At 73.4% G+C, this 23794-nt stretch carries 1 protein-coding gene (only partly in view); it reads right to left on the minus strand.

Going from position 1 to position 23794, the window contains the following annotated elements:
• Positions 1–23771 carry the 5' portion of a type I polyketide synthase gene (locus OG570_RS43895; RefSeq protein WP_326954599.1) on the minus strand. Its footprint begins 23524 nt before the window's first position, so the window shows 23771 of its 47295 coding nt (coding positions 1–23771); it begins with the start codon at positions 23769–23771; its stop codon lies off the left edge, out of view.
• Positions 23772–23794 lie beyond the last annotated feature (23 nt).

Below are 23794 nucleotides of genomic sequence, written 5' to 3' on the forward strand. Positions count from 1 at the left end.
CGTGGCGAGATGCCGAAGAACACCGGGTCGAAGCCGCCCGCGTCGTGCAGGAACCCGCCTTCGCGCGAGTAGCTGGTGCCGAGGTGGTCGGGGTCCGGGTGGTAGAGCCCGTCGAGGTCCCAGCCGCGGTTGTCCGGGAACGTCGTGATGGCGTCGCCGCCGGCCGCGACGAGGTTCCACAGCTGCTCGGGTGTCGTGACGCCGCCGGGGTACCGGCAGCTCATCGCGACGATCGCGATCGGGTCGTCGGAGCCGGTGGCCGCGACGACCTCGACGGCTTCCCGGCCGCCGAACAGTTCGGTGTGGACGTGCCCGGCGAGCGTGTCCGGTGTCGGGTAGTCGAACACCAGCGTCGCGGGCAGCCGCAGGCCGGTGGCCGTGTGCAGGCGGTTGCGCAGCTCGATCGCGGTCAGCGAGTCGAAACCGGCGTCGCGGAACGCCTTGGCCGGGTCGACCTCGTCGCCCGAGTCGTAGCCGAGCACGCCCGCGACCTCGCCGCGGACCAGCGTCAGCAGCCGGTCACGCTGCTCGTCGGCGGCGAGCCCGGACAGGGTGTCGGCGAACGCCCCGGCCGCGCCGGTCGTCGCCGCGACCCGCCGCGCCGGTGCGCGGACCAGGCCACGCAGCAACGGCGGGACCTCGCCGGTGGCGGCGCGGATGGCCGCCGGGTCGAGGTGCACCGGCAGCAGGACCGCGCGGTCCGCCGCCAGCGCCGCGTCGAACAACGCCAATCCGTCCTCGGTGGACAGTGGCGCGGTGCCGGCCCGGACCAGCCGGGCGACGTCGGCCTCGCTGAGGCTGCCCGCCATGCCGCCGTCCCACAGGCCCCAGGCCAGGGACGTCGCCGGCAGCCCGGCCGCGCGCCGCCGCTCGGCGAGCGCGTCGAGGTACGCGTTGGCCGCGGCGTAGTTCGCCTGCCCCGCGCCGCCGAACGTCCCGGCGACCGAGGAGAACAGGACGAACGCGTCGAGGTCCGTGGTCAGGTCGTGCAGGTTCTGCGCCGCGTCCGCCTTGGCGGCCAGCACGGTCGCGAGCCGTTCGGGGGTGAGGGATTCGACGAGGCCGTCGTCGAGGACGCCCGCGCTGTGCACCACCGCGGTCACCCGGTGCTCGGCCAGCAGGTTTGCAAGGCCATCACGATCGGCGACGTCGCAGGCGGCGATCGTCACGTCGGCGCCGAGTTCACGCAGACGCGTCGCCAGCTCGGCCGCGCCGGGCGCGTCCGCGCCGCGACGGCTGGTGAGCAACAGGTCACGGACGTCGTACCGGGTGACCAGGTGCTCGGCGAACAACGCGCCGAGCGCGCCGGTACCGCCGGTGACCAAGACAGTCCCGTCTCCGAAGTGGACGTCCGTTTCGGACAGTGCGACCCGCGCGAGGCGGGGCACCGTGAGCACGCCGTCACGCACCGCGATCTGCGGTTCGCCGGTGGCCACCGCGGCGTGCAGTTCCGCGGGACCGGCGGTCGTGTCCAGGTCGACCAGGACGAACCGGCCCGGGTGCTCGGCCTGCGCCGAGCGGACCAGGCCGTGGGCCGCCGCGGCGGCGGGGTCGGCGTCGCGGGTCACGACGACGACCGTCGCCTCGGTGGGCAGCCACGTCTGGACCACGGCGAGCGCGGCCGCGGCGTCGGCGACCGGCGCGATGACGAAGCCGTCGGCCTCTGATGTCCGCGTGAGGTCTTCCGGCCAGCCGTCCGAGACGACCGTTTCGGGCCTGGGGACGGTGGTCCAGTCGATCTGGAACAGCGAGCTTCGGGCGATCCCGCCGGTGAGCTGACCAGCGGAAACCGGGCGCAGCACCAGGGAGTCGGCCGAGAACACGGGTGCCCCGGCCGGGTCGGCGACGTGCACCGACACCGTCTCGGCGCCGGTCGCGGCGAGGTGGACGCGCAGCGCCCGGGCGCCGGACGCGTGCAGCGAGACGCCGGACCAGACGAACGGCAGGCGCGCGCCGCCCTCGGCCGGGAGCGCGCCGAGGCCGATGCCGTGCAGGGCCGCGTCGAGCAGCGCCGGGTGCAGGCCGAACCCGGACAGTTCGGCGTCCTCGGGCAGGCTGACCTCGGCGAACACCTCCGTGCCGCGGCGCCAGGCCGCGGTCAGGCCCTGGAACAGCGGGCCGTAAGCCAGGCCGGCCGACTGCAGGCCGTCGTACAGCTCGGTGACGTCGACGGCCTCGGCGCCGGCGGGCGGCCACTCAGCCGGGGTTACCGGAATCGGCGCACCGGTCGCGGCGAGCACGCCGCCGGCGTGGCGGACCCACGGCTCGCCGTCCGGTCGCGAGTGGACGGACAGGGTCCGGCGCCCGGACGTGTCGGCCGCGCCGACGGTGATCTGGACGGCGACACCGCCCTGGGCCGGGATGACCAGCGGCGCTTCGAGCGTCAGCTCTTCGAGGCGGTCGCAGCCGACCTCGTCACCCGCGCGGATCGCGAGCTCGACGAAGGCCGTCCCCGGCAGCACGGTGACGCCGTGCACCGCGTGCTCGGCCAGCCACGGGTGCGTCTGCGCGGAGAGCCGTCCGGTGAAGACCAGGCCATCCCCTTCGGCCAGCTCGACCGACGCGCCCAGCAGCGGGTGGTCGGCCTTGCCGAGCCCGAGGCCGGAGGCGTCCGCGGCGGACGCGGCGCTGTGCAGCCAGTAGCGGCGACGGCGGAAGGCGTAGGTCGGGAGGTCGATCGTGCGTGCCCCCGAGCCGGCCCACAGCCGCGTCCAGTCGACGTCGGCGCCGCGGACGTCGGCCTCGGCGAGCGCCGTGAGCAGAGTGTCCGGTTCGGACCGTCCCTTGCGCAGGGCCGGGACGAACGTCGCGGTCGCGGCGATCTCCTGGCCGAGCGCGGACAGCACGCCGTCCGGACCCAGTTCGACGAACGTCGTGACACCACGACTTTCCAGCGTGCGCACCGCGTCGAGGAACCGGACCGCGCCGCGGACCTGGTCCACCCAATAGCTCGGCGCCGTCACGTCGCCATCCACAGTGGACACGATCGGGATGCGCGGCTCGGCGAACGTCAACGTCTCCGCGACCGCGCGGAACTCCTCGAGCATCGGGTCCATCAGCGGCGAGTGGAACGCGTGGCTCACCGCGAGCCGCTTGGTCTTGCGGTCCGCGAACTGCGCCGCGACCGCCAGCACGGCGGTTTCGTCACCGGAGATCACCGTCGACATCGGACCGTTCAGCGCCGCGACGCTCACCAGGTCCGACAGGTGTGGCGTGATCTCGTCCTCGGTCGCCTGGATCGCGACCATCGCACCACCGGTCGGCAGCGCCTGCATGAGACGTCCCCGCGCCGACACCAGCTTGACCGCGTCGGCCAGCGAGAAGACGCCGGCGACGTGTGCCGCGGCCAGCTCGCCGATCGAGTGCCCGGCCAGGAAGCTCGGCCGGACGCCGAAGTGCTCGCAGAGGCGGAACAGCGCCACTTCCAGGGCGAACAGCGCGGCCTGGGTGTGCTGAGTTTGGTGCAGCTCGTCGGTGTCGAGGGCCACGTCGAAGTCGAACGCGGCGCGGATCTCGTCGAACGCGGCCGCGAACACCGGGAACTTTTCGTACAGCTCACGGCCCATGCCGAGCCGCTGGCTGCCCTGTCCGGTGAAGAGGAACGCCACCGAACCCGGCGACACCGCACCCGTCACGACACCACCGGATTCACCGGCGGCCAGCGCGGCCAGGCCGCGCAGCAGCTCGTCACGGTCCACACCGGACACCACCGCACGCAGCGGCATCCGGCTGCGCGTGGTCACCAGGGAGTGGGCGACGTCGAGCGCGTCCTGCTCCGCGGCGACGGCGTGCAGACGCGACGCCTGCTCGCGCAGGGCGTCCGCGTCGCGGGCCGACAGCACGAACGGCGTGGCGATCGCAGGCTTCTCCCCCACGATCGGCTCGGCGAAGTCCGGTGCCTGCTCGATGATCGTGTGCGCGTTGGTGCCGCTGATGCCGAAGGACGACACCGCGGCGCGCCGCGGCCGTCCGGTCTCCGGCCACGGCGTCCGCTCGGTGAGCAGCTCGACCGCGCCCGCTTCCCAGTCGACGTGCCGCGAGGGCTCGTCGACGTGCAGGGTGGCCGGCAGCTCGCCGTGTCGCATGGCCATGACCATCTTGATGATCCCGGCGACCCCCGCGGCGGCCTGGCTGTGGCCGATGTTGGACTTGATCGAGCCGAGGTACAGCGGGTCGCCGGTGCGGCCGGCGCCGTAGGTGGCCAGCAGGGCCTGGGCCTCGATCGGGTCACCCAAGGTGGTGCCGGTACCGTGCGCCTCGATGGCGTCGACGTCCGAAGTGGACAGTCCGGCGGAGGCGAGGGCCTGGCGGATCACGCGTTGCTGCGACGGTCCGTTCGGCGCGGTCAAGCCGTTGGACGCACCGTCCTGGTTGATCGCGCTGCCGCGCACCACCGCGAGGACCTGGTGGCCGTTGCGGCGGGCGTCGGAAAGCCTTTCCAGCAGCAGGAGACCGGCGCCCTCGGACCAGCCGGTGCCGTCCGCCGCCTCGGCGAACGACTTGCACCGGCCGTCCGCGGCGAGGCCGCGCTGGCGGGAGAAGTCGACGAACGTTGTCGGCGTCGACATCACCGTGACACCGCCGGCCAGCGCCATTTCGCACTCGCCGTTGCGCAGGGCCTGCGCGGCGAGGTGCAGCGCCACCAGTGAGGACGAGCACGCGGTGTCGACCGTGACGGCCGGGCCTTCGAGCCCGAAGGTGTAGGCCAGTCGTCCGGAAAGGACACTGCCTGCGTTGCCGGTGCCGAGGTAACCCTCGACCTCTTCCGGGATCTCCGGCAGCCGCGCGGCGTAGTCGTGGTACATCAGGCCGGCGAAGACGCCGGTCCGGCTGCCCCGCACCGCTTCCGGCGCGATGCCGGCGCGTTCGAAGACCTCCCACGACGTCTCCAGCAGCAGGCGCTGCTGCGGGTCCATGGCGAGGGCCTCACGCGGGGAGATGCCGAAGAACTCGGCGTCGAACTCGTCTGCCTCGTGCAGGAACCCGCCCTCGCGGGCGTAGCTCGTGCCGCTGTGGCCGGGCTCGGGGTGGAACAGTTTCTCCAGGTCCCAGCCGCGGTTGACCGGGAACGGCGAGATCGCGTCGGCGCCGGTCGACACCAGCCGCCACAGGTCTTCCGGCCCACGGATGCCGCCGGGGTACCGGCAGCTCATCGCCACGATGGCGATCGGCTCGTCGACGTCGACCGCGCGGACCGGTGCCACCGCGACCGGCTCGGCCGAGCCGAGCAGCTCGGTGCGCAGGTGCGCGGCGAGGGTTGTCGCGTTCGGGTAGTCGAACACCAGGGTGGCCGGCAGTCGCAGACCGGTGGCGGTGTTAAGGCGGTTGCGCAGGTCGACCGAGGTCAGCGAGTCGAACCCGAGCTCCTTGAACGCCTTCCCCGCGTCCACCGCGTCGGCCGAATCGTAGCCGAGCGCGGCCGCGACGGTCTGGCGGACGACGCCGAGCAGGGTGCGCTCGCGCTCCGCCTCATCCATAGTGGACAGTCGGTCGGCCAACGCCGAACCGCTCGCTACGGTGTCGGCCGTCACCACGCGGCGGGTGGTGGTCCGGACCAGACCGCGCAGCACGGCCGGCACCGCGGTGCCCGGGTCGCGCAGGGCGGCGGCGTCCATCCGCATCGGGACCAGCGCGGCCTCGCCGGACGCGAGCGCGGCGTCGAACAGCGCGACGCCCTCGTCCGCGGTCAGCGCGGCGACGCCGGCGCGGTTCATCCGCCGCCGGTCCGCCTCGCCAAGCCCGCCGGCCATACTGCCGCCGTCGGCCCACAGGCCCCAGCCCAGCGACGTCGCCGGCTGCCCGGCGGCGCGACGGCGCGCGGCCAGGGAGTCGAGGAACACGTTGGCGGCCGCGTAGTTCGCCTGGCCGGCGGCGCCGAACACGCCGGAGGCCGAGGAGAACAGCACGAACGCGGACAGGTCCGTGGTGAGTTCGTGCAGGTTGAGCGCCGCGTCGACCTTCGGCCGCAGCACGGTGTCGATCCGCTCGGGAGTGAGCGTGCCGACGACGCCGTCGTCCAGCACCCCGGCGGTGTGCACAACGGCGGTCAGCGGGTGCTCGGCCGGGATCGCCGCGAGGACCGCGGCGAGGGCGTCGCGGTCCGCGGCGTCACAGGCCGCGAATCGGACTTCGGCGCCCAGTTCGGCGAGTTCCGCCGCGAGGGCGTCCGCGCCTTCGGCGGCGCCGCCGCGACGGCTGAGCAGCAGCAGGTGCCGCGCGCCGTGGCGGGTGACGAGGTGGCGGGTGAACAGCGCGCCGAGCGCGCCGGTACCGCCGGTGACCAGCACCGTGCCGTTGACGTCCACAGTGGACTCTTCAGTCACCGGGAGCGCGGCCCGCGCCAGGCGCGGGACGTAGGTCTCCCCCGCGCGCAGAGCGAGCTGCGGTTCGCCGGTCGCCAGGGCGGCGGCGACGGCCTGCTCGTCATCGGTGTCGGTGTCCAGCAGGACCAGGCGATCCGGGTTCTCGGACTGCGCCGACCGGACCAGGCCCCAGACGGTGGCGGCGGCCAGGCCGGGGACGTCGTCCTCCGGCCGGACGGCGACCGCGCCGCGGGTGACCAGCACGAGCTTTGCCTCGTCGGACCCGTCGATCCACTCCTGGACCAGCGCCAACGCCCGGTGCGCGGCTTCGTGCGCTCCGGCCGCCGAGTCCTCGGCGTCCACAGTGGCCAGTACGAACTCGGGCCGGGTGTCGCCGAGCCGGTCGAGGTGGCCGATCTCGGCCGTTCCCGATGGCTGGACCGGCGTCCATTCCAGGCGGAACATCGACTCGGTCCGGGCGGTGTCGAGCGCGTCGGCCGAGACCGGGCGCAGCACGAGGGAGCCGACCGTCGCGACCGGCTGCCCGGCGGCGTCGAACAGTTCCAGCGAGACGCCGCTGCCGGCCGGGGACAGCTTGGCCCGCAGTGCCGACGCGCCCGAGGCGTGCAGCGTGACGTCGGTCCAGGCGAACGGAATCCCCGTGCCCTCACCGGTGAGCCGGCCGCTCAGGCCGATCGCGTGCAGCACCGAGTCGAACAGCCCCGGGTGCAGTCCGAACGTGTCGTCCACTTCGGACTCAAGGGTGACTTCGGCATAGACGTCGTCATCGAGCTGCCACGCGGAACGCAGGCCGCGGAACGCCGGGCCGTAGCCGAAACCGGCTCCGGCGAGGTCGTCGTAGAGCCGCGACGTCTCCAGCGCCGTGGCGCCGGCGGGCGGCCATTCGGCTAGCTCGGCGGGCGGTGTCGCGGCGACGGTGCCGAGCAGACCGGTGGCGTGGGTCGTCCACGGGTGGCCGAACGTGGTGCCTTCCGGTCGCGAGTGGACGGTCACCTCTCGGCGGCCGTCTCCGTCCGGTTCGCCCACGGTGACCTGCAGCTGGACGCCGCCGTCGGCGGGCAGCACCAGCGGTGCCTGCAAGGTGAGTTCTTCGAGGTGGTCACAACCCACCTGGTCCCCGGCGCGGACGGCCAGTTCGACCAGGCCGGTGCCGGGTACGAGCACGGTGCCGTGCACGGCGTGGTCGGCCAGCCACGGGTGGGTCAGCGTCGACAGCCTGCTGGTGAACAGCACGCCGTCGCCGCCGGCCAGCGAGACGGCCGCGCCGAGCATCGGGTGCCCGGCCGCGTCCAGGCCCAGCCCGGCGGCGGCGCCCCGGCTCGACGCGGTGGGCGTCGGCCAGAAGCGGCTCCGCTGGAAGGCGTAGGTGGGCAGGGTGATCCGGCGCGCGCCAGGGGTCAGCGCGGCCCAGTCGACGTCCGCACCGTGGGTGTAAGCCGTGGCGAGGGCGGTGAGCAGGGTCCGGCGTTCCGGCCGGTCGCCGCGCAGGACGGCGGTGAACCCGGCGGGCTCGTCCAGGCAGTCCTGGCCGAGTGCGGACAGCACGCCGTCCGGGCCCAGCTCGACGAACCTGGTCACACCCTGAGCGGAGAGGGTCCGCATGCCGTCGACGAACCGGACGGCCTCACGCACATGCCGCACCCAGTAGTCCGCGTCGAACTCGGTCACCAGCTCACCGGTGACGTTGGAGACGATCGGTATAACCGTCTTACCGTAAGACAGAGACGCCGCTATACCGCGGAACTCCGCCAGCATCGGATCCATCAGCGGCGAGTGGAACGCATGGCTGACGACCAGCCGCTTGGTCTTGCGGCCCAGCTCGGCGAACTGCGCGGCAACTGCCAACACGGCGTCCTCGTCGCCGGAGATCACGGTCGAGGTCGGGCCGTTCAACGCCGCAATGGTCACACGGTCAGACAGATATACCGAAACCTCCGCCTCGGTCGCCTGCACAGCCACCATCGCGCCGCCAGTAGGCAGCGCCTGCATCAGGCGACCCCGGGCAGCGACCAGCGTGACCGCGTCCGTCAGCGAGAGGGCACCGGCGACGTGCGCCGCCGCCAGCTCGCCGATCGAGTGGCCGAGCAGGAAGTCCGGCCGGACGCCCAGGCTCTCCAGCAGCCGGAACAGCGCCACCTCGACCGCGAACAGCGCGGCCTGGGTGTAGGCGGTCTGGTCGAGCAGGGCGGAGTCCTCGAAGACGACCGTCCGGAGTGGACGGTCCAGGTGCGTGTCGAACTCGGCGCACACCGCGTCCAGGGCGTCCGCGAACACCGGGAACGCCGCGTACAGCTCGCGGCCCATCCCGGCCCGCTGGCTGCCCTGGCCGGTGAACAGGAACGCGGTCGAGCCGTCGGCGACGACGTCCCGCACCAGCTGCGCGGCAGGTTCACCACGGCCGAGCGCGCCGAGGGCGGCGAGCAGTTCGGCCCGGTCCCCGGTCAGCACCGCGCGGTGCTCGTGCCGGGCGCGGGACGTGGCGAGCGAGAAGGCGACGTCGGCCGGCTCCCAGTCCACGCCGTCGAGCTGCGCGTGGAGGCGGATCGCCTGGTCACGCAGGGCGTCGGCGTCGCGGGCGGAGAGCACCCACGGTGCCGGTTCCCCAGCGGGCACCCGCTCGGGCTCGACGGCCTCGGGCGCCTGCTCGAGAACGACGTGGGCGTTCGTGCCGCTCATGCCGAACGACGACACCGCGGCGCGTCGCGGCCGGTCCACCGCCGGCCATGCGCGCGAATCGGTCAGCAGCTCGACCGCTCCCGACGCCCAGTCCACCTTGGACGACGGCTCGTCGACGTGCAGCGTCTGCGGCAGCAACCCGTGCAGCATCGCCTGGACCATCTTGATGATCCCGCCAACGCCCGCCGCAGCCTGGGTGTGTCCGATGTTGGACTTGAGCGAGCCCAAAAGCAACGGCGTCTCGCGGTCCTGGCCGTAGGTGGCCAGCAACGCCTGTGCCTCGATCGGGTCGCCCAGTGTTGTGCCGGTGCCGTGGCCTTCGACTGCGTCGACGTCCGAAGTGGACAGACCGGCACTGGTCAACGCCTGACGGATCACGCGCTGCTGCGCGGGCCCGTTCGGCGCGGTGAGGCCGTTGGACGCACCGTCCTGGTTGATCGCGCTGCCGCGCACGATCGCCAGGACCGGGTGACCGTTGCGCTGGGCGTCGGACAGCCGCTCCAGCAGGAGCATGCCGACGCCTTCACCCCAGCCGGTGCCGTCGGCGGCCTCGGCGAACGGCTTGCACCGGCCGTCCTCGGCCAGCCCGCGCTGGCGGGAGAACTCGATGAACGCGTTCGGTGTCGACATGACGACCACGCCGCCCGCCAGGGCGAGCGAGCACTCGCCCGCCCGCAGGGCCTGCGCCGCGAGGTGCAGCGCGACCAGCGACGACGAGCACGCCGTGTCGACGGTGACCGCCGGGCCTTCGAGCCCGAAGGTGTAGGACAGCCGGCCGGACACGACCGCGGCGGCGTTGCCGGTGGCCAGGTGCCCTTCGAGTCCGGGCTGCCCGGTCAGCAGCGTGCCGTAGTCCTGCAGGTTCGTCCCGGCGAAGACGCCGGTCCGGCTGCCGCGGACCGCGTGCGGGTCGATGCCGGCCCGTTCGAAGGCCTCCCAGGTCGTCTCGAGCAGCAGCCGCTGCTGCGGGTCCATGGCGAGCGCTTCACGCGGGCTGATCCCGAAGAACGCCGCGTCGAAGCGGTCGACGCCGTCGAGGAAGCCACCGGTGCGGGCGTAGCTGGTGCCGGTGTTGTCCGGGTCCGGGTCGAACAGCGCGCCCAGGTCCCAGCCGCGGTCGGCCGGGAAGTCCGCGATCGCGTCGACGCCGTCGGCGACGAGGCGCCACAGCTCCTCCGGCGACCGGACGCCGCCGGGATAACGGCAGCTCATGGCCACGATGACGATCGGGTCGTCGGCCACAGTGCGCTTATCGGACACGACGTCCGCGCCGGCGGTTTCCCGGCCACCGGTGAGTTCGGTGCGCAAGTGGCCGGCCAGGACGGTCGCGTTCGGGTAGTCGAACACCAGCGTCGCGGGCAGCCGGATGCCGGTCGCCGCGGTGAGCCGGTTGCGCAGCTCGACGGCGGTCAGCGAGTCGAACCCGAGTTCCTTGAACGCGCGGCCGGGCACGACCGCGTCGGTGCCGGTGTGGCCGAGCACCGCGGCGGCTTCGATCCGGACCAGGTCGACGAGCAGGCGGTCCTGCTCGGCCTCGCCGAGTCCGGCCAGCCGGCCGGCCAGCTCGGAGACGTCGGCGGACGCCGTGTCCACAGTGGATTCCGCGAGCACACGGCGCACCTCGGGCACGCCGTCCAGCAGCGGCCGCGGCCGGGCCGCGGTGAACGCCGGGGCGAACTTCGCCCAGTCGACATCGGCGACCACGACCGCGGTCTCGTCCGCACCAACCGCACGGCCGAGGGCGGCGATCGCCGCGGCCGGCGCGAGGGGCTCGAGGCCGCGGCGGCGCAGCTGGTCGATCGCGTCACCACGGGCGGCCATGCCGCCCCCGGCCCACGGGCCCCACGCCACGGCGGTGGCGGCGAGCCCGCGTGCCTGCCGGGCCTCGGCGAGGGCGTCGAGGTAGGCGTTCGCCGCCGCGTAGGCGGCCTGCCCACCCGAGCCCCAGATGCCCGAGATCGACGAGAAGAGCACAAAAGCGTCCAGTTCGGACGTTCCGAGCACGGCGTCCAGGTTGGCGGCGCCGGTCACCTTGGCGGACAGCACCTCGGCGAACCCGGCGACGTCCACAGTGTCCAGTGGTGTCGCCCATTCGACGCCGGCCGCGTGCACGACGGCGTCGACCGGGTACTCGGCGACGAGCGCGGTCAGGGCGTCACGATCGGTGACGTCCAGCGCGGCGACCACGACGTCCACACCGGACTCGGCGAGTTCGTCGCGCAGTGCCTCGGCACCGGGTGCGGCGAGTCCGGCGCGGCTGGTCAGCACCAGCCGTTCCGCACCACCCGCAGCCGCCCAGCGGGCGACCTCGGCACCCAGCGCGCCGGTTCCTCCGGTGATCAGCACGGTGCCGCGCGGAGTCCACGACGTGACGCCGGCCGGCAGCGGCGCGGGCACGAGCCGGCGCACGTAGACGCCGGAGCCGCGGACCGCGACCTGGTCTTCGGTGCCGGCCAGCGCGCCGGCGACCCGGGCGAGCGCCCGGTCGTCCAGTTCGGCGGGCAGGTCGAGCAGGCCGCCCCAGCGGTGCGGCAGCTCCAGGCCGGCGACCTGGCCGATGCCCCAGACCAGCGCCTGGGACGCCGAGCCGAGGACGTCGGCGCGACCGGTCGAGACCGCGCCGCATGTCACCATCCACAAGGGAGCGTCGATCCCGGCCTCGCCGAGCGCGCGGACCAGCGTCAGGTTCGCGGCGGCGCCGATCGTGACGCCGGGGTGTTCGGGGTGCGGCTCGTCGTTGGTGCCGAGCAGCGAGACAACACCGTCGAAAGCGGTTTCCTCGGGGATCTCGCCGTCGGTGACGACGACGTCGGCCCCGGCGCGGGTGAGCGCGCCGCACAGCGGGTGTTCGGCGTCGCCGACGACCAGCCAGGTGCCGCGCAGTACGGGCGCCGCGAGGTCGGTCACCGGCTGCCAAGTGACGCGGTAGCGCCAGCCGTCCACAACGGACTCGACGCGCTGTTGCCGGTGCCACGCGGAGAGCGCGGGCAGGACGGCGCTGAGCGGCTGGTCACCGTCGAGAGCGAGAGTGCCGGTGACGGTGGCGAAGTCGGCGTTCTCGACCGCCGTCCAGAACTCGGCCTCGGCCGGGCTCGCCGACGTCGTCGTGACGACGGCGGCCGGCTGCTCCGGCCAGTAGCGCCGTCGCTGGAAGGCATACGTCGGCAGCGCGACGCGCCGTGTCGGGACGCCAGCGAACACCGATGCCCAGTCGACGTCGGCGCCGTGGATGTGGACCTCGGTCAGCGCGGTCAGCACCGACGCGGTCTCGGCGCGGCCGCCGCGCAGCGCGGCAGTGAAGTCGCCGGTCACGCAGTCCTGGCCCGCTGCGGTCAGCACGCCCTCGGGGCCGAGTTCCAGGAACGTCGTCACGCCGCGGGTGGCGAGCGTGCGCATCGCGTCGAGGAACCGGACCGTGCCGCGGACCTGGTCCACCCAGTAACCCGGGTCGGTCAGGCCGGTCGCCAGCTCACCGGACACAGTGGACACAACGGGAATGCGCGGCGAATGGAAAGTCAGAGTTTCCGCCACCGCGCGGAAGTCGTCGAGCATGGCGTCCATACGCGACGAATGGAACGCGTGGCTCACCGTGAGCCGCTTGGTCTTGCGGCCTTCGAACCGCGCCACGAGGGCCAGGACGGCGTCCTCGTCACCGGAAACGACCGTCGACTCGGGACCGTTCAGGGCCGCGATGCTGACCGCGTCCGACAGGAACGGCGTGACCTCGTCCTCGCTCGCCTGGATCGCGACCATGGCCCCGCCGGTCGGCAGCGCCTGCATGAGACGGCCGCGAGCCGAGACCAGCTTGACCGCGTCGGCCAGCGAGAGCACGCCCGCGACGTGCGCGGCGGCCAGCTCGCCGATCGAGTGCCCGGCGAGGAAGTCCGGCCGCACGCCCCAGGACTCGAAGAGCCGGAACAACGCCACTTCCAGCGTGAACAGGTTCGCCTGGGCGTACTGCGTCTGGTCGAGGTCGCCGCCGTCGAGGTCGAAGTCGAACGCGGTGCGGATCTCGTCGAACGCCGCCGCGAACACCGGGTAGGTCTCGTGCAGCTCCCGGCCCATGCCGAGTCGCTGGCTGCCCTGTCCGGTGAACAGGAACGCGAGGCCACCGCCGGTCGCGGTGCCGTGGGCGCCCTCGCCCCGGGCGACGGCGGCGAGCCCGGCCAGCAGGTCCTCCCGGCTCGTCGCCAGGAATCCGGCGCGGTGCTCCAGCGCGGAACGGGTGACGGCGAGCGCGGCGGCGGCTTCGGCCGGCTCGAATTCGTCGAGGTATGCGGCCAAACGACGCGCTTGGGCGCGAAGACCGTCTTCGTCCGCACCGGACACCACCACCGGCACGAGCGCGGGCAGCGTTTCCGGCGTGACGATGGCTTCCGAAGGCGGCGCCTGCTCGATGATCGTGTGCGCGTTGGTGCCGCTGAACCCGAACGACGAGACCCCGGCACGGCGCGGGCGGCCGGTCTCCGGCCAGGCCGTGGCCTCGGTGAGCAGCCGGACGGTGCCGGCCGACCAGTCGACGTGTGGCGTCGGCTCGTCGACGTGCAAGGTCGCGGGCAGGACGCCGTGGCGCATCGCCTCGACCATCTTGATGATCCCGCCGACACCGGCGGCCGCCTGCGTGTGGCCGATGTTCGACTTGACCGAGCCGAGCCACAGCGGCGTCTCGCGGTCGGTGCCGTAGGTGGCGATCAACGCCTGGGCTTCGATCGGGTCGCCCAGGGTCGTGCCGGTGCCGTGCGCCTCGACGGCGTCGACGTCCGAAGTGGACAGTCCGGCGTTGGCGAGGGCCTGGCGGATGACACGCTGCTGGGCCGGACCGCTGGGGGCGGTGATGCCGTTGGACGCGCCGTCCTGGTTGATCGCGCTGCCGCGCACCACGGCCAGTACCTGGTGACCATGGCGCTGGGCGTCGGAAAGCCTTTCCAGCAGGAGCATGCCGGCGCCTTCGCCCCAGCCCGTGCCGTCGGCCGCGGCGGCGAACGCCTTGACCCGGCCGTCCTCGGCGAGGCCGCGCTGACGCGAGAACTCGACGAACGTGGTGGGCGTCGACATCACCGCGACACCACCGGCGAGCGCCAGCGAGCACTCGCCCGAACGCAGCGACTGCGCGGCGAGGTGCAGTGCCACCAGCGAAGACGAGCACGCGGTGTCCACAGTGACCGCCGGGCCGGTGAAGCCGAAGGTGTAGGACAGCCGGCCGGAGACCACGCTGCCCGCGTTGCCGGTGGCCAGATAGCCCTCGACGTCCTCGCCGGAGCTTTGCAGCAGCGTGGCGTAGTCCTGGCTGTTGGTCCCGGCGAACACGCCGATTTCCTGGCCGCGCACCGACTTCGGGTCGATGCCGGCGCGCTCGAAGGCCTCCCACGACGTCTCCAGCAGCAGCCGCTGCTGCGGGTCCATGCCCAGCGCCTCGCGCGGCGAGATGCCGAAGAACCCGGCGTCGAAGTCGGCGACGTCGTAGAGGAACGCGCCGTGCCGCGCGGCGGACGCGCCCAGGCCGTCGCCGAACAGCGCGTCGAAATCCCAGCCGCGGTCGCCGGGCAGTTCCGAAACGGCGTCGCGGCCGTCGACGATCATCCGCCACAGGTCCTCGGGCGAGTGGATGCCGCCGGGGTACCGGCAGCTCATCGCGACGATGGCGATCGGGTCGTCGTCCTCGGCCGCGTGCGCCCGGACGAGCGCCCCGGCGGTCTCGCCGGCCAGCTCGGCACACAGGTGCTCGGCCAGCGCGGCGGGGGTCGGGTGGTCGTAGACGAGGGTCGAGGGCAGGGTCAGGCCGGTGGCCGCGGTGAGGCGGTTGCGCAGCTCGACCGCGGTGAGCGAGTCGAAACCGAGCTCGGTGAACGCCTTGTTCTCCGGCACGTCGGCGATCCCGGCGTGGCCGAGCACCGCCGCGACGCCGCCGCGGACGAAGTCGACGACCAGCAGCCGCCGCTCGGTTTCGGGCAGCCCGGCGATCCGCTCGGTGAGCGACTCGGGCCGAGTGTCGTCCATTGTGGACTTGAGCGCGCGGACCTCCGGGAGGTCGCCGATGAGCGGGCTCGGCCGGGCGGCGGTGAAGCCGGGCACGAACTTCGCCCAGTCGACGTCGACGACGCAGACCGTCGCCGCGTCCGAGGTGACCGCACGGTCCAAAGCGGACAGTGCCAGCTCCGGATCCATCTGTGGCACACCGGTGCGCCGCAGGCGTTCGGCGACGCCGTCGTCGGTGGCCATGCCACTGCCCGCCCAGGCACCCCAGGCGATGGACGTCGCGGGCAGGCCGTCGGCGCGGCGGCGTTCGGCGAGGGCGTCGAGCCCGGCGTTGGCCGCGGCGTAGTTGCCCTGGCCGGGCGCGCCGAACACGCCTGCGGTCGAGGAGAACAGCACGAACGCGGTGACGGGCAGGTCGCGGGTGAGCGCGTCGAGGTGCCCGGCGGCGGTGACCTTGGCGCGCGCGACCGTGGCGAACCGATCGGCGTCGAGCGAGTCGACGACGCCGTCGTCGAGCACGCCGGCGGTGTGGACCACGGTGGTGAGCGGGTGCTCGGCCGGGATGGCGGCGACGACCTCGGCGAGGGCGTCGCGGTCGGCCGCGTCGCAGGCGCCGATGGTGACGGAGACGCCGAGCGCGGTCAGTTCGTCGCGCAGGCCGGCGGCGCCGGGCGCGTCGAGGCCGCGACGGCTGGTCAAGACGAGGTGGTCGATGCCGCGGCCGGCCAGGTGGCGGGCCACGCGGGCGCCGAGCGCGCCGGTGCCGCCGGTGATCAGCGCGGTGCCGGTGGGCTGCCAGTCTGCGGCCGGTGCGCCGGACGCGCGGACGATCCGGTGGCCGAAGACGCCGTGTTCGCGGACCGCGAGCTGGTCTTCGTCGTGCCCGCCGGCGAGTACTGCGGCCAGCCGGGTGCCGGTCCGCACGTCGAGCCGTTCGGGCAGGTCGAGCAGGCCGGCCCAGCGCTGCGGCTGTTCCAGCGCGGCGACCCGGCCGAGGCCCCAGACCTGGGCCTGATCGGCGCTGCGCAGGGCTTCGCCGCAGGTGACGGCCCCGGACGTGACGGTCCAGAGCCGCAGGTCGGTGCCCGCCTCGGCGAGGGCCCGGAGCGCGACAACCGTGTCCGGCAGACCGGCGTCGCCCAGGGGCAGCAGGGAAAGCACGCCCGCGGCCGGTGCTTCGGCGAGCGCGACGCGGATCTGTGTGGCCAGGGTGTCGCGGTCGGTCACCACGATCTTACGCACGGACGCGCCGTTCGTGGTCAGCGCGGTCGAGACGTCGTCGACCAGGTCGAGCGCGGTTTCGGGGGTGAGCAGCAGCCAGTCGCCGGTGAGGTGGCCGTCGAGGTTCAGCGGGGCCCAGTCGGTGCCGTACCGCCAGTTGTCCACTGTGGACGCGGCGAGGCGGCGGCGGCGCCAGCCGGCCAGCGACGGGACGAGGTCGGTCAGGGCGTCGGCAGGCAGGTCCAGGGTGTCCGAGACGGTGTCGAGGTCGCCCGATTCGATGGCGGCCCAGAAGCCGGCCTCGATCGGGTCGACGGCCGGTTCGACCGCGCGCTCGCGCGGCCAGAAGCGCCGGTGCTGGAACGGGTAAGTGGGCAGCTCGACGCGGGTGCCGGCGCCGCCGAGGACAGCGTCCCAGCTCACCGGTACGCCGCGGACGTACGCCCGGGCCAGCGCCGCGACGGCGGCCTGCGGCTCGGGGCGTCCCCGGCGGGTGGCCGCGGCGAAGACGCCGCCGGTCACGCAGTCCTGGGCCATCGCCGACAGCACGCCGTCCGGGCCCAGCTCGATGTAGGTCGTGACCCCGGCGGCTTCGAGGGTCCGCATCCCGTCGAGGAAGCGGACCGCGCCGCGGACGTGGGTGACCCAGTACTCGGCGTCGAACGCCGTGATCGGCTCACCGGTGACGTTCGAGACGATCGGTATGACCGGCTGACTGTATGACAGAGACTCCGCTATACCGCGGAACTCCGCCAGCATCGGGTCCATCAGCGGCGAGTGGAACGCGTGACTGACGGTGAGCTGCTTCGTCTTGCGGCCCAGCTCGGCGAAGTGCGCCGCGACGGCCAGGACGGCGGCCTCGTCGCCCGAGATGACCGTCGAGTTCGGGCCGTTCAACGCCGCAACGGTCACACGGCCAGACAGATATACCGAAACCTCCGCTTCGGTGGCCTGGATGGCGACCATCGCGCCGCCGGTCGGCAGCGCCTGCATGAGGCGGCCGCGCGCCGCGACCAGCTTGACGGCGTCGGCGAGCGACAGCACCTCCGCGACGTGCGCGGCCGCCAGCTCGCCGATGGAGTGACCGACCAGGTGATCGGGCGTCACGCCCCAGTGCTCGAAGAGCCGGTACAGCGCGACTTCCAGCGCGAACAGCGCGGCCTGGGTGTAGCTCGTCTGGTCAAGCAGGGCCGCATCGGGCGAACCGGCGTCGGCGAACATGACCATCCGCAGTGGGCGGTCCAGGTGCGCCTCGAACCCGGCGCAGATCTCGTCCAAGGCGTCGGCGAACACGCCGAACGCGTCGTACAGCTCACGTCCCATCCCGGCGCGCTGGCTGCCCTGTCCGCTGAACAGGAACGCCGACCCGCCGGTCGCGGCCGTGCCCGACACTCCGGATCCGGCGGCGAGCGCGGCCAGGCCTTCCAGGAGTTCGTCCCGGTTGGCACCGGCTACGACACCGCGGTGGTCGAACCGCGCCCGTGTGGTCAGGGACGCGGCGACGTCCGCCGGTGCGACGTCCGGGTGTTCGGTCAGGTGCGTGTGCAGGCGTCCGGCCAGCGCGTGCAGCGCGTCCTCGGTCTTGGCCGAGAGCGTGAGCGGCACGATCGTCGGCGCCGTGGCGTCCTCGGCGGGCTTCGGTTCGTCGGCCTGCTCGAGGATGACGTGCGCGTTCGTCCCGCTGATGCCGAACGACGACACACCCGCGCGGCGCGGCCGGCCGGTGTCCGGCCACGGCGTGGCCTCGGTGAGCAGCGCGACCGTGCCGTCGCTCCAGTCGATGTGCGGTGACGGCTCGTCGGCGTGCAGGGTCTGCGGGAGCAGGCCGTGACGCATCGCCAGGACCATCTTGATCACGCCGGCGACGCCCGCGGCGGCCTGCGTGTGCCCGATGTTGGACTTGATCGAGCCGAGCCACAGCGGGTCGCCCGCGCGGTCGGCACCGTAGGTCGCGATCAGCGCCTGCGCCTCGATCGGGTCGCCGAGCGAGGTGCCCGTGCCGTGCGCCTCGACGGCGTCGACGTCCGAAGTGGACAGTCCGGCCGAGGTCAGCGCCTGGCGGATGACCCGCTGCTGCGAGGGGCCGTTGGGAGCGGTGAGGCCGTTCGACGCGCCGTCCTGGTTGACCGCGCTGCCGCGGACCACGGCGAGCACCGGGTGACCGTGGCGGCGGGCGTCCGACAGCCGCTCCAGCACGAGCATGCCGATGCCCTCGCCGGAACCGAACCCGTCGGCGGCCGCGCCGAACGCCTTGCAGCGGCCGTCGGCGGCCAGGCCGCGCTGCCGGCTGAACTCGACCAGCATCTCCGGCGTCGACATCACCACGACGCCGCCGGTGAGCGCCATTTCGCACTCGCCGTTGCGCAGCGCCTGAGCGGCGAGGTGCAGGGCGACCAAAGAGGACGAACAGGCCGTGTCCACAGTGACCGCGGGGCCTTCGAGCCCCAGTGTGTAAGAGATCCGGCCCGACGCGACGCTCGCGGTGTTGCCGGTGCCGAAGTAACCCTCGACGTCCTCATCGGACGCGTGCAGCCGGGTGCCGTAGTCGTGGTAGGTCAGGCCGACGAACACGCCGGACCGGCTGCCCCGCAGCGTCGCGGGGTCGATGCCCGCGCGTTCGACCGCTTCCCAGGACGTCTCCAGCAGCAGCCGCTGCTGGGGGTCCATCGCCATGGCCTCACGCGGGCTGATCCCGAAGAACGCGGGGTCGAAGTCGGCGGCGCCGTCGAGGAAACCGCCTTCGCGGACGTAGCTGGTGCCGGCCGCGTCCGGGTCGGCGTCGTACAGGGCAGCCAGGTCCCAGCCGCGGTCGGTGGGGAACGGCCCGATGGCGTCGCCGCCACCGGAGACCAGGTTCCACAGGTCGTCGGGATTCCGGACGCCGCCGGGGAACCGGCAGCTCATCGCCACGATGGCGATCGGATCGTCTGTCGTGGTGGCCACGGCCACTTCGGTCGTCGGCGCGGGTGCGGTCCCGGCTAGTTCGCCGCGGATGTGACGGGCCAGCACGTCGGCCGTCGGGTAGTCGAACACCAGCGTGGCGGGCAGCTTCAGCCCGGTGGCCGCGGTCATCCGGTTGCGGAAGTCGACCGCGGTCAGCGAGTCGAACCCGAGGTCGCGGAAGGCCAGCCCGGCGTCGATCGCGTCGGCGGACGCGTGCCCGAGCACCCCGGCCGCCTGGCCGAGCACGATTTCGAGCACGGCCGCGTACTGGTCCTTTTCGGACAGTCCGGCGATGCGCGCGGCCAGTCCGGTCGGCGCTTCGGCCGCGACGACCGGCTTCGCGGCCATGATCGCGGCCGCTTCCGGGATCTCGCTGATCAGTGGGCGAGCGCGGCCGGCGCTGAACGCGGGCACGAACTTGTCCCAGTCGATGTTCGCGATCGCCAGGAACGTGTCGTCGTGGTCCAGCGCCTGCTGGACCGCGCCGATCGCGACGTCCGGCGCCATGTCGGCGCTGCCGCGGCGGCGTAGTACCTCTTCGACGACGCCTTCGGCCATGCCGCCGCCGGACCAGTGGCCCCAGGCCAGCGACGTCGCGGGCAGCCCGAGTGCGCGCCGCCGTTCGGCGAGCGCGTCGAGGAAAGCGTTTCCCGGCGCGTAGTTGCCCTGCCCGGCCAGGCCGAACGTGCCGGCGAAGGAGGAGAACAGGACGAACGCGGACAGGTCGAGGTCGCGGGTCAGCTCGTCGAGGTTGACCGCGGCGGTGACCTTGACGCGCAGGGTGCGCTCGTACTGCTCGACGGTCAGCTCGTCGAGGATGTTGTCGTCGAGCACGGCCGCGGTGTGCACGATCGCGGAGAGGTCTGGCACGGATCCGATCAGTGCGGCCAGCGCGTCGCGGTCGGCGACGTCGCAGGCTGCGGTGGTGACGCGGGCGCCGAGCGCGACGAGCTCGGCCTGCAGCTCGGGTGCGCCCGGGGCGTCGATGCCCCGGCGGCTGGTCAGCAGGATGTGCTCGGCACCGGCCCGGGCGAGCCAGCGGGCGACGTGCCCGCCGAGCGCCCCGGTCCCGCCGGTGACCAGCACCGTTCCTTCGGGACGCCACTGCCGCGCGGCCGGCGGCCGGGCGTGGCTCGGGTCGCGGACGAGCCGGCGCGCGAACGCTCCGGCCGCGCGCAACGCGACCTGGTCCTCGCCGTCGCTCGCGGCGAGCACCCCGGCGAGGCCGCGCAGGTCGGTGGCGCCGGCCAGATCGGCGAGGCCACCCCAGCGCTGGGGGTGCTCTTGGGCGACCACCCGGCCGAGGCCCCACAGCAGCGCCTGGTGCGGGTGCGTCAGCGTGTCCGCCGGGTCGACCGAGACCGCGCCGCTCGTGGTGATCCACAGTGGAGCGTCGATCCCGGCGTCGCCGAGGGCCTGGACGAGGGTCAGCGTGCCGGCCACGAACGCGGGCACGGCGGGGTACTCGGGGTGCGGCCGGTCGTCGGCCGCGAGGAAGGAGACGACACCGGACGGCACGGCGTCCGGGCAGGCGTCGCGCAGCAGGTCGGCCAGCGTGGCGCGGTCGATCGTGGCGGCGTCGACGACGACCGGCACGACCGTGACGCCTTCGAGCGCGGGGGTTCCGCCGGTGGCCGGGACGACGGCGATCCAGATCCCGTCCGGCGTGATTCTGCTTTCCGGCAACGGCTTCCAGGTGACACGGTAGCGCCACGAGTCCAGTTCGGACCGCTCCTGCTCCTGGCGCCGCCAGGACGACAGTGCGGGCAGCAGCGCGCCGAGCGACTCGGCGGCACCCGCGTCCACGGCGAGGGTTCGCGCGAGCCCGTCGATGTCACCGGAGTCCACTGCGGACCAGAACCGGGCCTCCGGTTCGGAAACGGTGACCGACGCGACGGCGTCCGGGTCCTCCTCCAGCCAGAACCGCTCACGCTGGAACGGGTAGGTGGGCAAGTCGTGTTCCGGCGCGGGCACCACGCCGAACGTCTGCGCCCAGTCGGGCGTTGCGCCGTGCATGTGCGCTTGGGTCAGCGCGCCGAGGAACTGGTCCGCGCCGCCTTCGTTGCGGCGCAATGTGCCAACGGCCGTCGCGTCCGCGCCGGAGTCGTCCACAGTGTCCTGGACGCCGACGGTGAGCACCGGGTGCGGGCTGCACTCGACGAACACGGAGTGGCCGCGCGCGAGGAGTTCGCGGGTGACCGGTTCGAACCGGACGGTGTTGCGGAGGTTCTCGTACCAGTACCGGGCGTCGAGGCGGGTGGTGTCGATCGGCTCGCCGGTCACCGTCGAGTAGAACGGCACGTCGGCCTGGCGCGGCCGGATCGGCGCGAGCAGGTCGAGGAGTTCGGTCTCCAGGGACTCGACGTGCGCGGAGTGTGACGCGTAGTCGACCGGAATCTTCTTGGCCCGGATGTCCTGCTCCGCGCAGTGCGCGACCAGTTCGTCCACCGCGTCGGCGTCGCCGGAGACGACGGTGGAGCGCGGGCCGTTGACTGCGGCCACCGACAGGCGCCCGTCCCAGGCCGCGACCAGCTCGACGACGGCGTCGTGGCCGAGCGGCACCGACACCATGCCGCCGCGGCCGGCCAGCGCGAGGATCGCCTTGCTGCGCAACGCGACGACCAGCGCACCGTCCTCAAGCGACAGTCCACCCGAGACGACCGCGGCCGCGATCTCGCCCTGCGAGTGCCCGACCACGGCGGACGGCTCGACGCCGTGCGCGCGCCAGAGCGCGGCCAGCGACACCATCACCGCCCACAACACCGGCTGGACGACGTCCACCCGGTCGAACCCCGGCGCGCCCTCGGCGCCGCGCAGGACGTCGAGCAGCGACCAGTCCACATGGGACGCCAGTGCCGCCGCGCACTCCTCGATCCGTGCCGCGAACGCCGGCGACGCGGCGATCAGCTCGACGGCCATGCCGACCCACTGCGAACCCTGGCCGGGGAAGACGAAGACGGACTTGACGTCACCGCGCGCGGTCCCGGTACTCAGTTCGCCGCGAGCCAGCGCGTCGAGGGCGGTAAGCGCTTCCTGGTGATCGGCCGCCAGGAACGCGGACCGGTGTTCCAGAGCGGCCCGCGAGACGGCGAGCGCCCGGCCCACCGACGTCAGGTCGGCGTCCGGGTAGCGGGTCAGGTAGGTGCGCAGCTGCGCGGCCTGCTCGGCCAGCGCGGCGGGCGTGCGGCCGGACAGCACCAGCGGCACGACGCCGCCGACCAGGCCCGGCTCACCCGGCACCGACTCGGCGTCCGGCGCCTGCTCCAGGATGATGTGCGCGTTCGTGCCGCTGACACCGAACGCGGAGACGGCGCCGCGCCGGGCCCGCCCGGTCTCCGGCCACGGCGTCCGCTCGGTGAGCAGCGACACCGCGCCCGCGTTCCAGTCCACATGGGACGACGGCCGGTCGACGTGCAGCGTCTGCGGGAGCACGCCGTGTTCGAGGGCCTTGACCATCTTGATCACGCCGGCCACGCCGGCGGCGGCCTGGGTGTGGCCGATGTTCGACTTCACCGAGCCGAGCCACAGCGGGTCGCCCGGCCGGTCCTGGCCGTAGGTGGCCAGCAGCGCCTGCGCTTCGATCGGGTCGCCGAGCACTGTGCCGGTGCCGTGCGCCTCGACCGTGTCCACATCGGACGGACGGAGCTTCGCGTTGCCCAGCGCCTGGCGGATCACGCGCTGCTGCGACGGGCCGTTGGGCGCGGTCAAGCCGTTGGAAGCGCCGTCCTGGTTGATCGCACTGCCGCGGATCACCGCGAGCACGGGGTGACCGAGCCGCTGGGCGTCGGAAAGCCGCTCGACGAGCAGCATGCCGACACCCTCGCCCCAGCCGGTACCGTCGGCGCCCTCGGCGAACGCCTTGCAGCGGCCGTCCGGGGAAAGGCCGCGCTGGCGGGAGAACTCGACGAACGCCCGCGGCGTCGACATCACCGTGACACCACCGGCCAGCGCCAGCGAGCACTCACCGGTGCGCAGCGCCTGGACCGCGAGGTGCAGCGCCACCAGCGACGCCGAGCACGCGGTGTCGATCGTCATCGCCGGGCCCTCGAGCCCGAAGCTGTAGGCGAGCCGGCCGGAAACCACCGCGGCCGAGTTGCCGGTGGCCAGGTACCCCTCGATCTCGTCGGCGACGCTGTCCACGACGCCCGCGTAGTCCTGGCCATTGGTGCCCACGAAGACCCCGGCCCGGCTGCCGCGCACGCTGTCCGGATCGACGCCGGCGCGCTCGAACGCTTCCCACGAAAGCTCGAGCAGCAGCCGTTGCTGCGGGTCCATCGCGACCGCTTCCCGCGGCGACACCCCGAAGAACCCGGCGTCGAAGCGGTCCGCGCCGGAGATGAACCCGCCCTCGCGGACGTAGCAGGTGCCCGCGTGGTCGGGGTCCGGGTGGTAGAGCCCAGGCAGGTCCCAGCCGCGGTCGGCCGGGAAGCCGCCGATCGCGTCGCCGCCGGCGGCCAGCAGCTCCCACAGGTCCTCGGGGCTGCGGACGCCGCCGGGGAACCGGCAGCTCATCCCGACGATCGCGATCGGCTCCCTGGCCTTCTCGTCGGCCTGCCGCAAGCGGTCCTGCGCCTCTTGCAGGTCACGGGTGACCCGCTTGAGGTATTCGCGCAGCTTCTGCTCGTTCGCCATGTTCAGTCCTGTCGCAGTTCGTG

The sequence above is a fragment of the Amycolatopsis sp. NBC_01286 genome, from assembly GCF_035982555.1.
In the GTDB taxonomy this organism is placed as follows: domain Bacteria; phylum Actinomycetota; class Actinomycetes; order Mycobacteriales; family Pseudonocardiaceae; genus Amycolatopsis.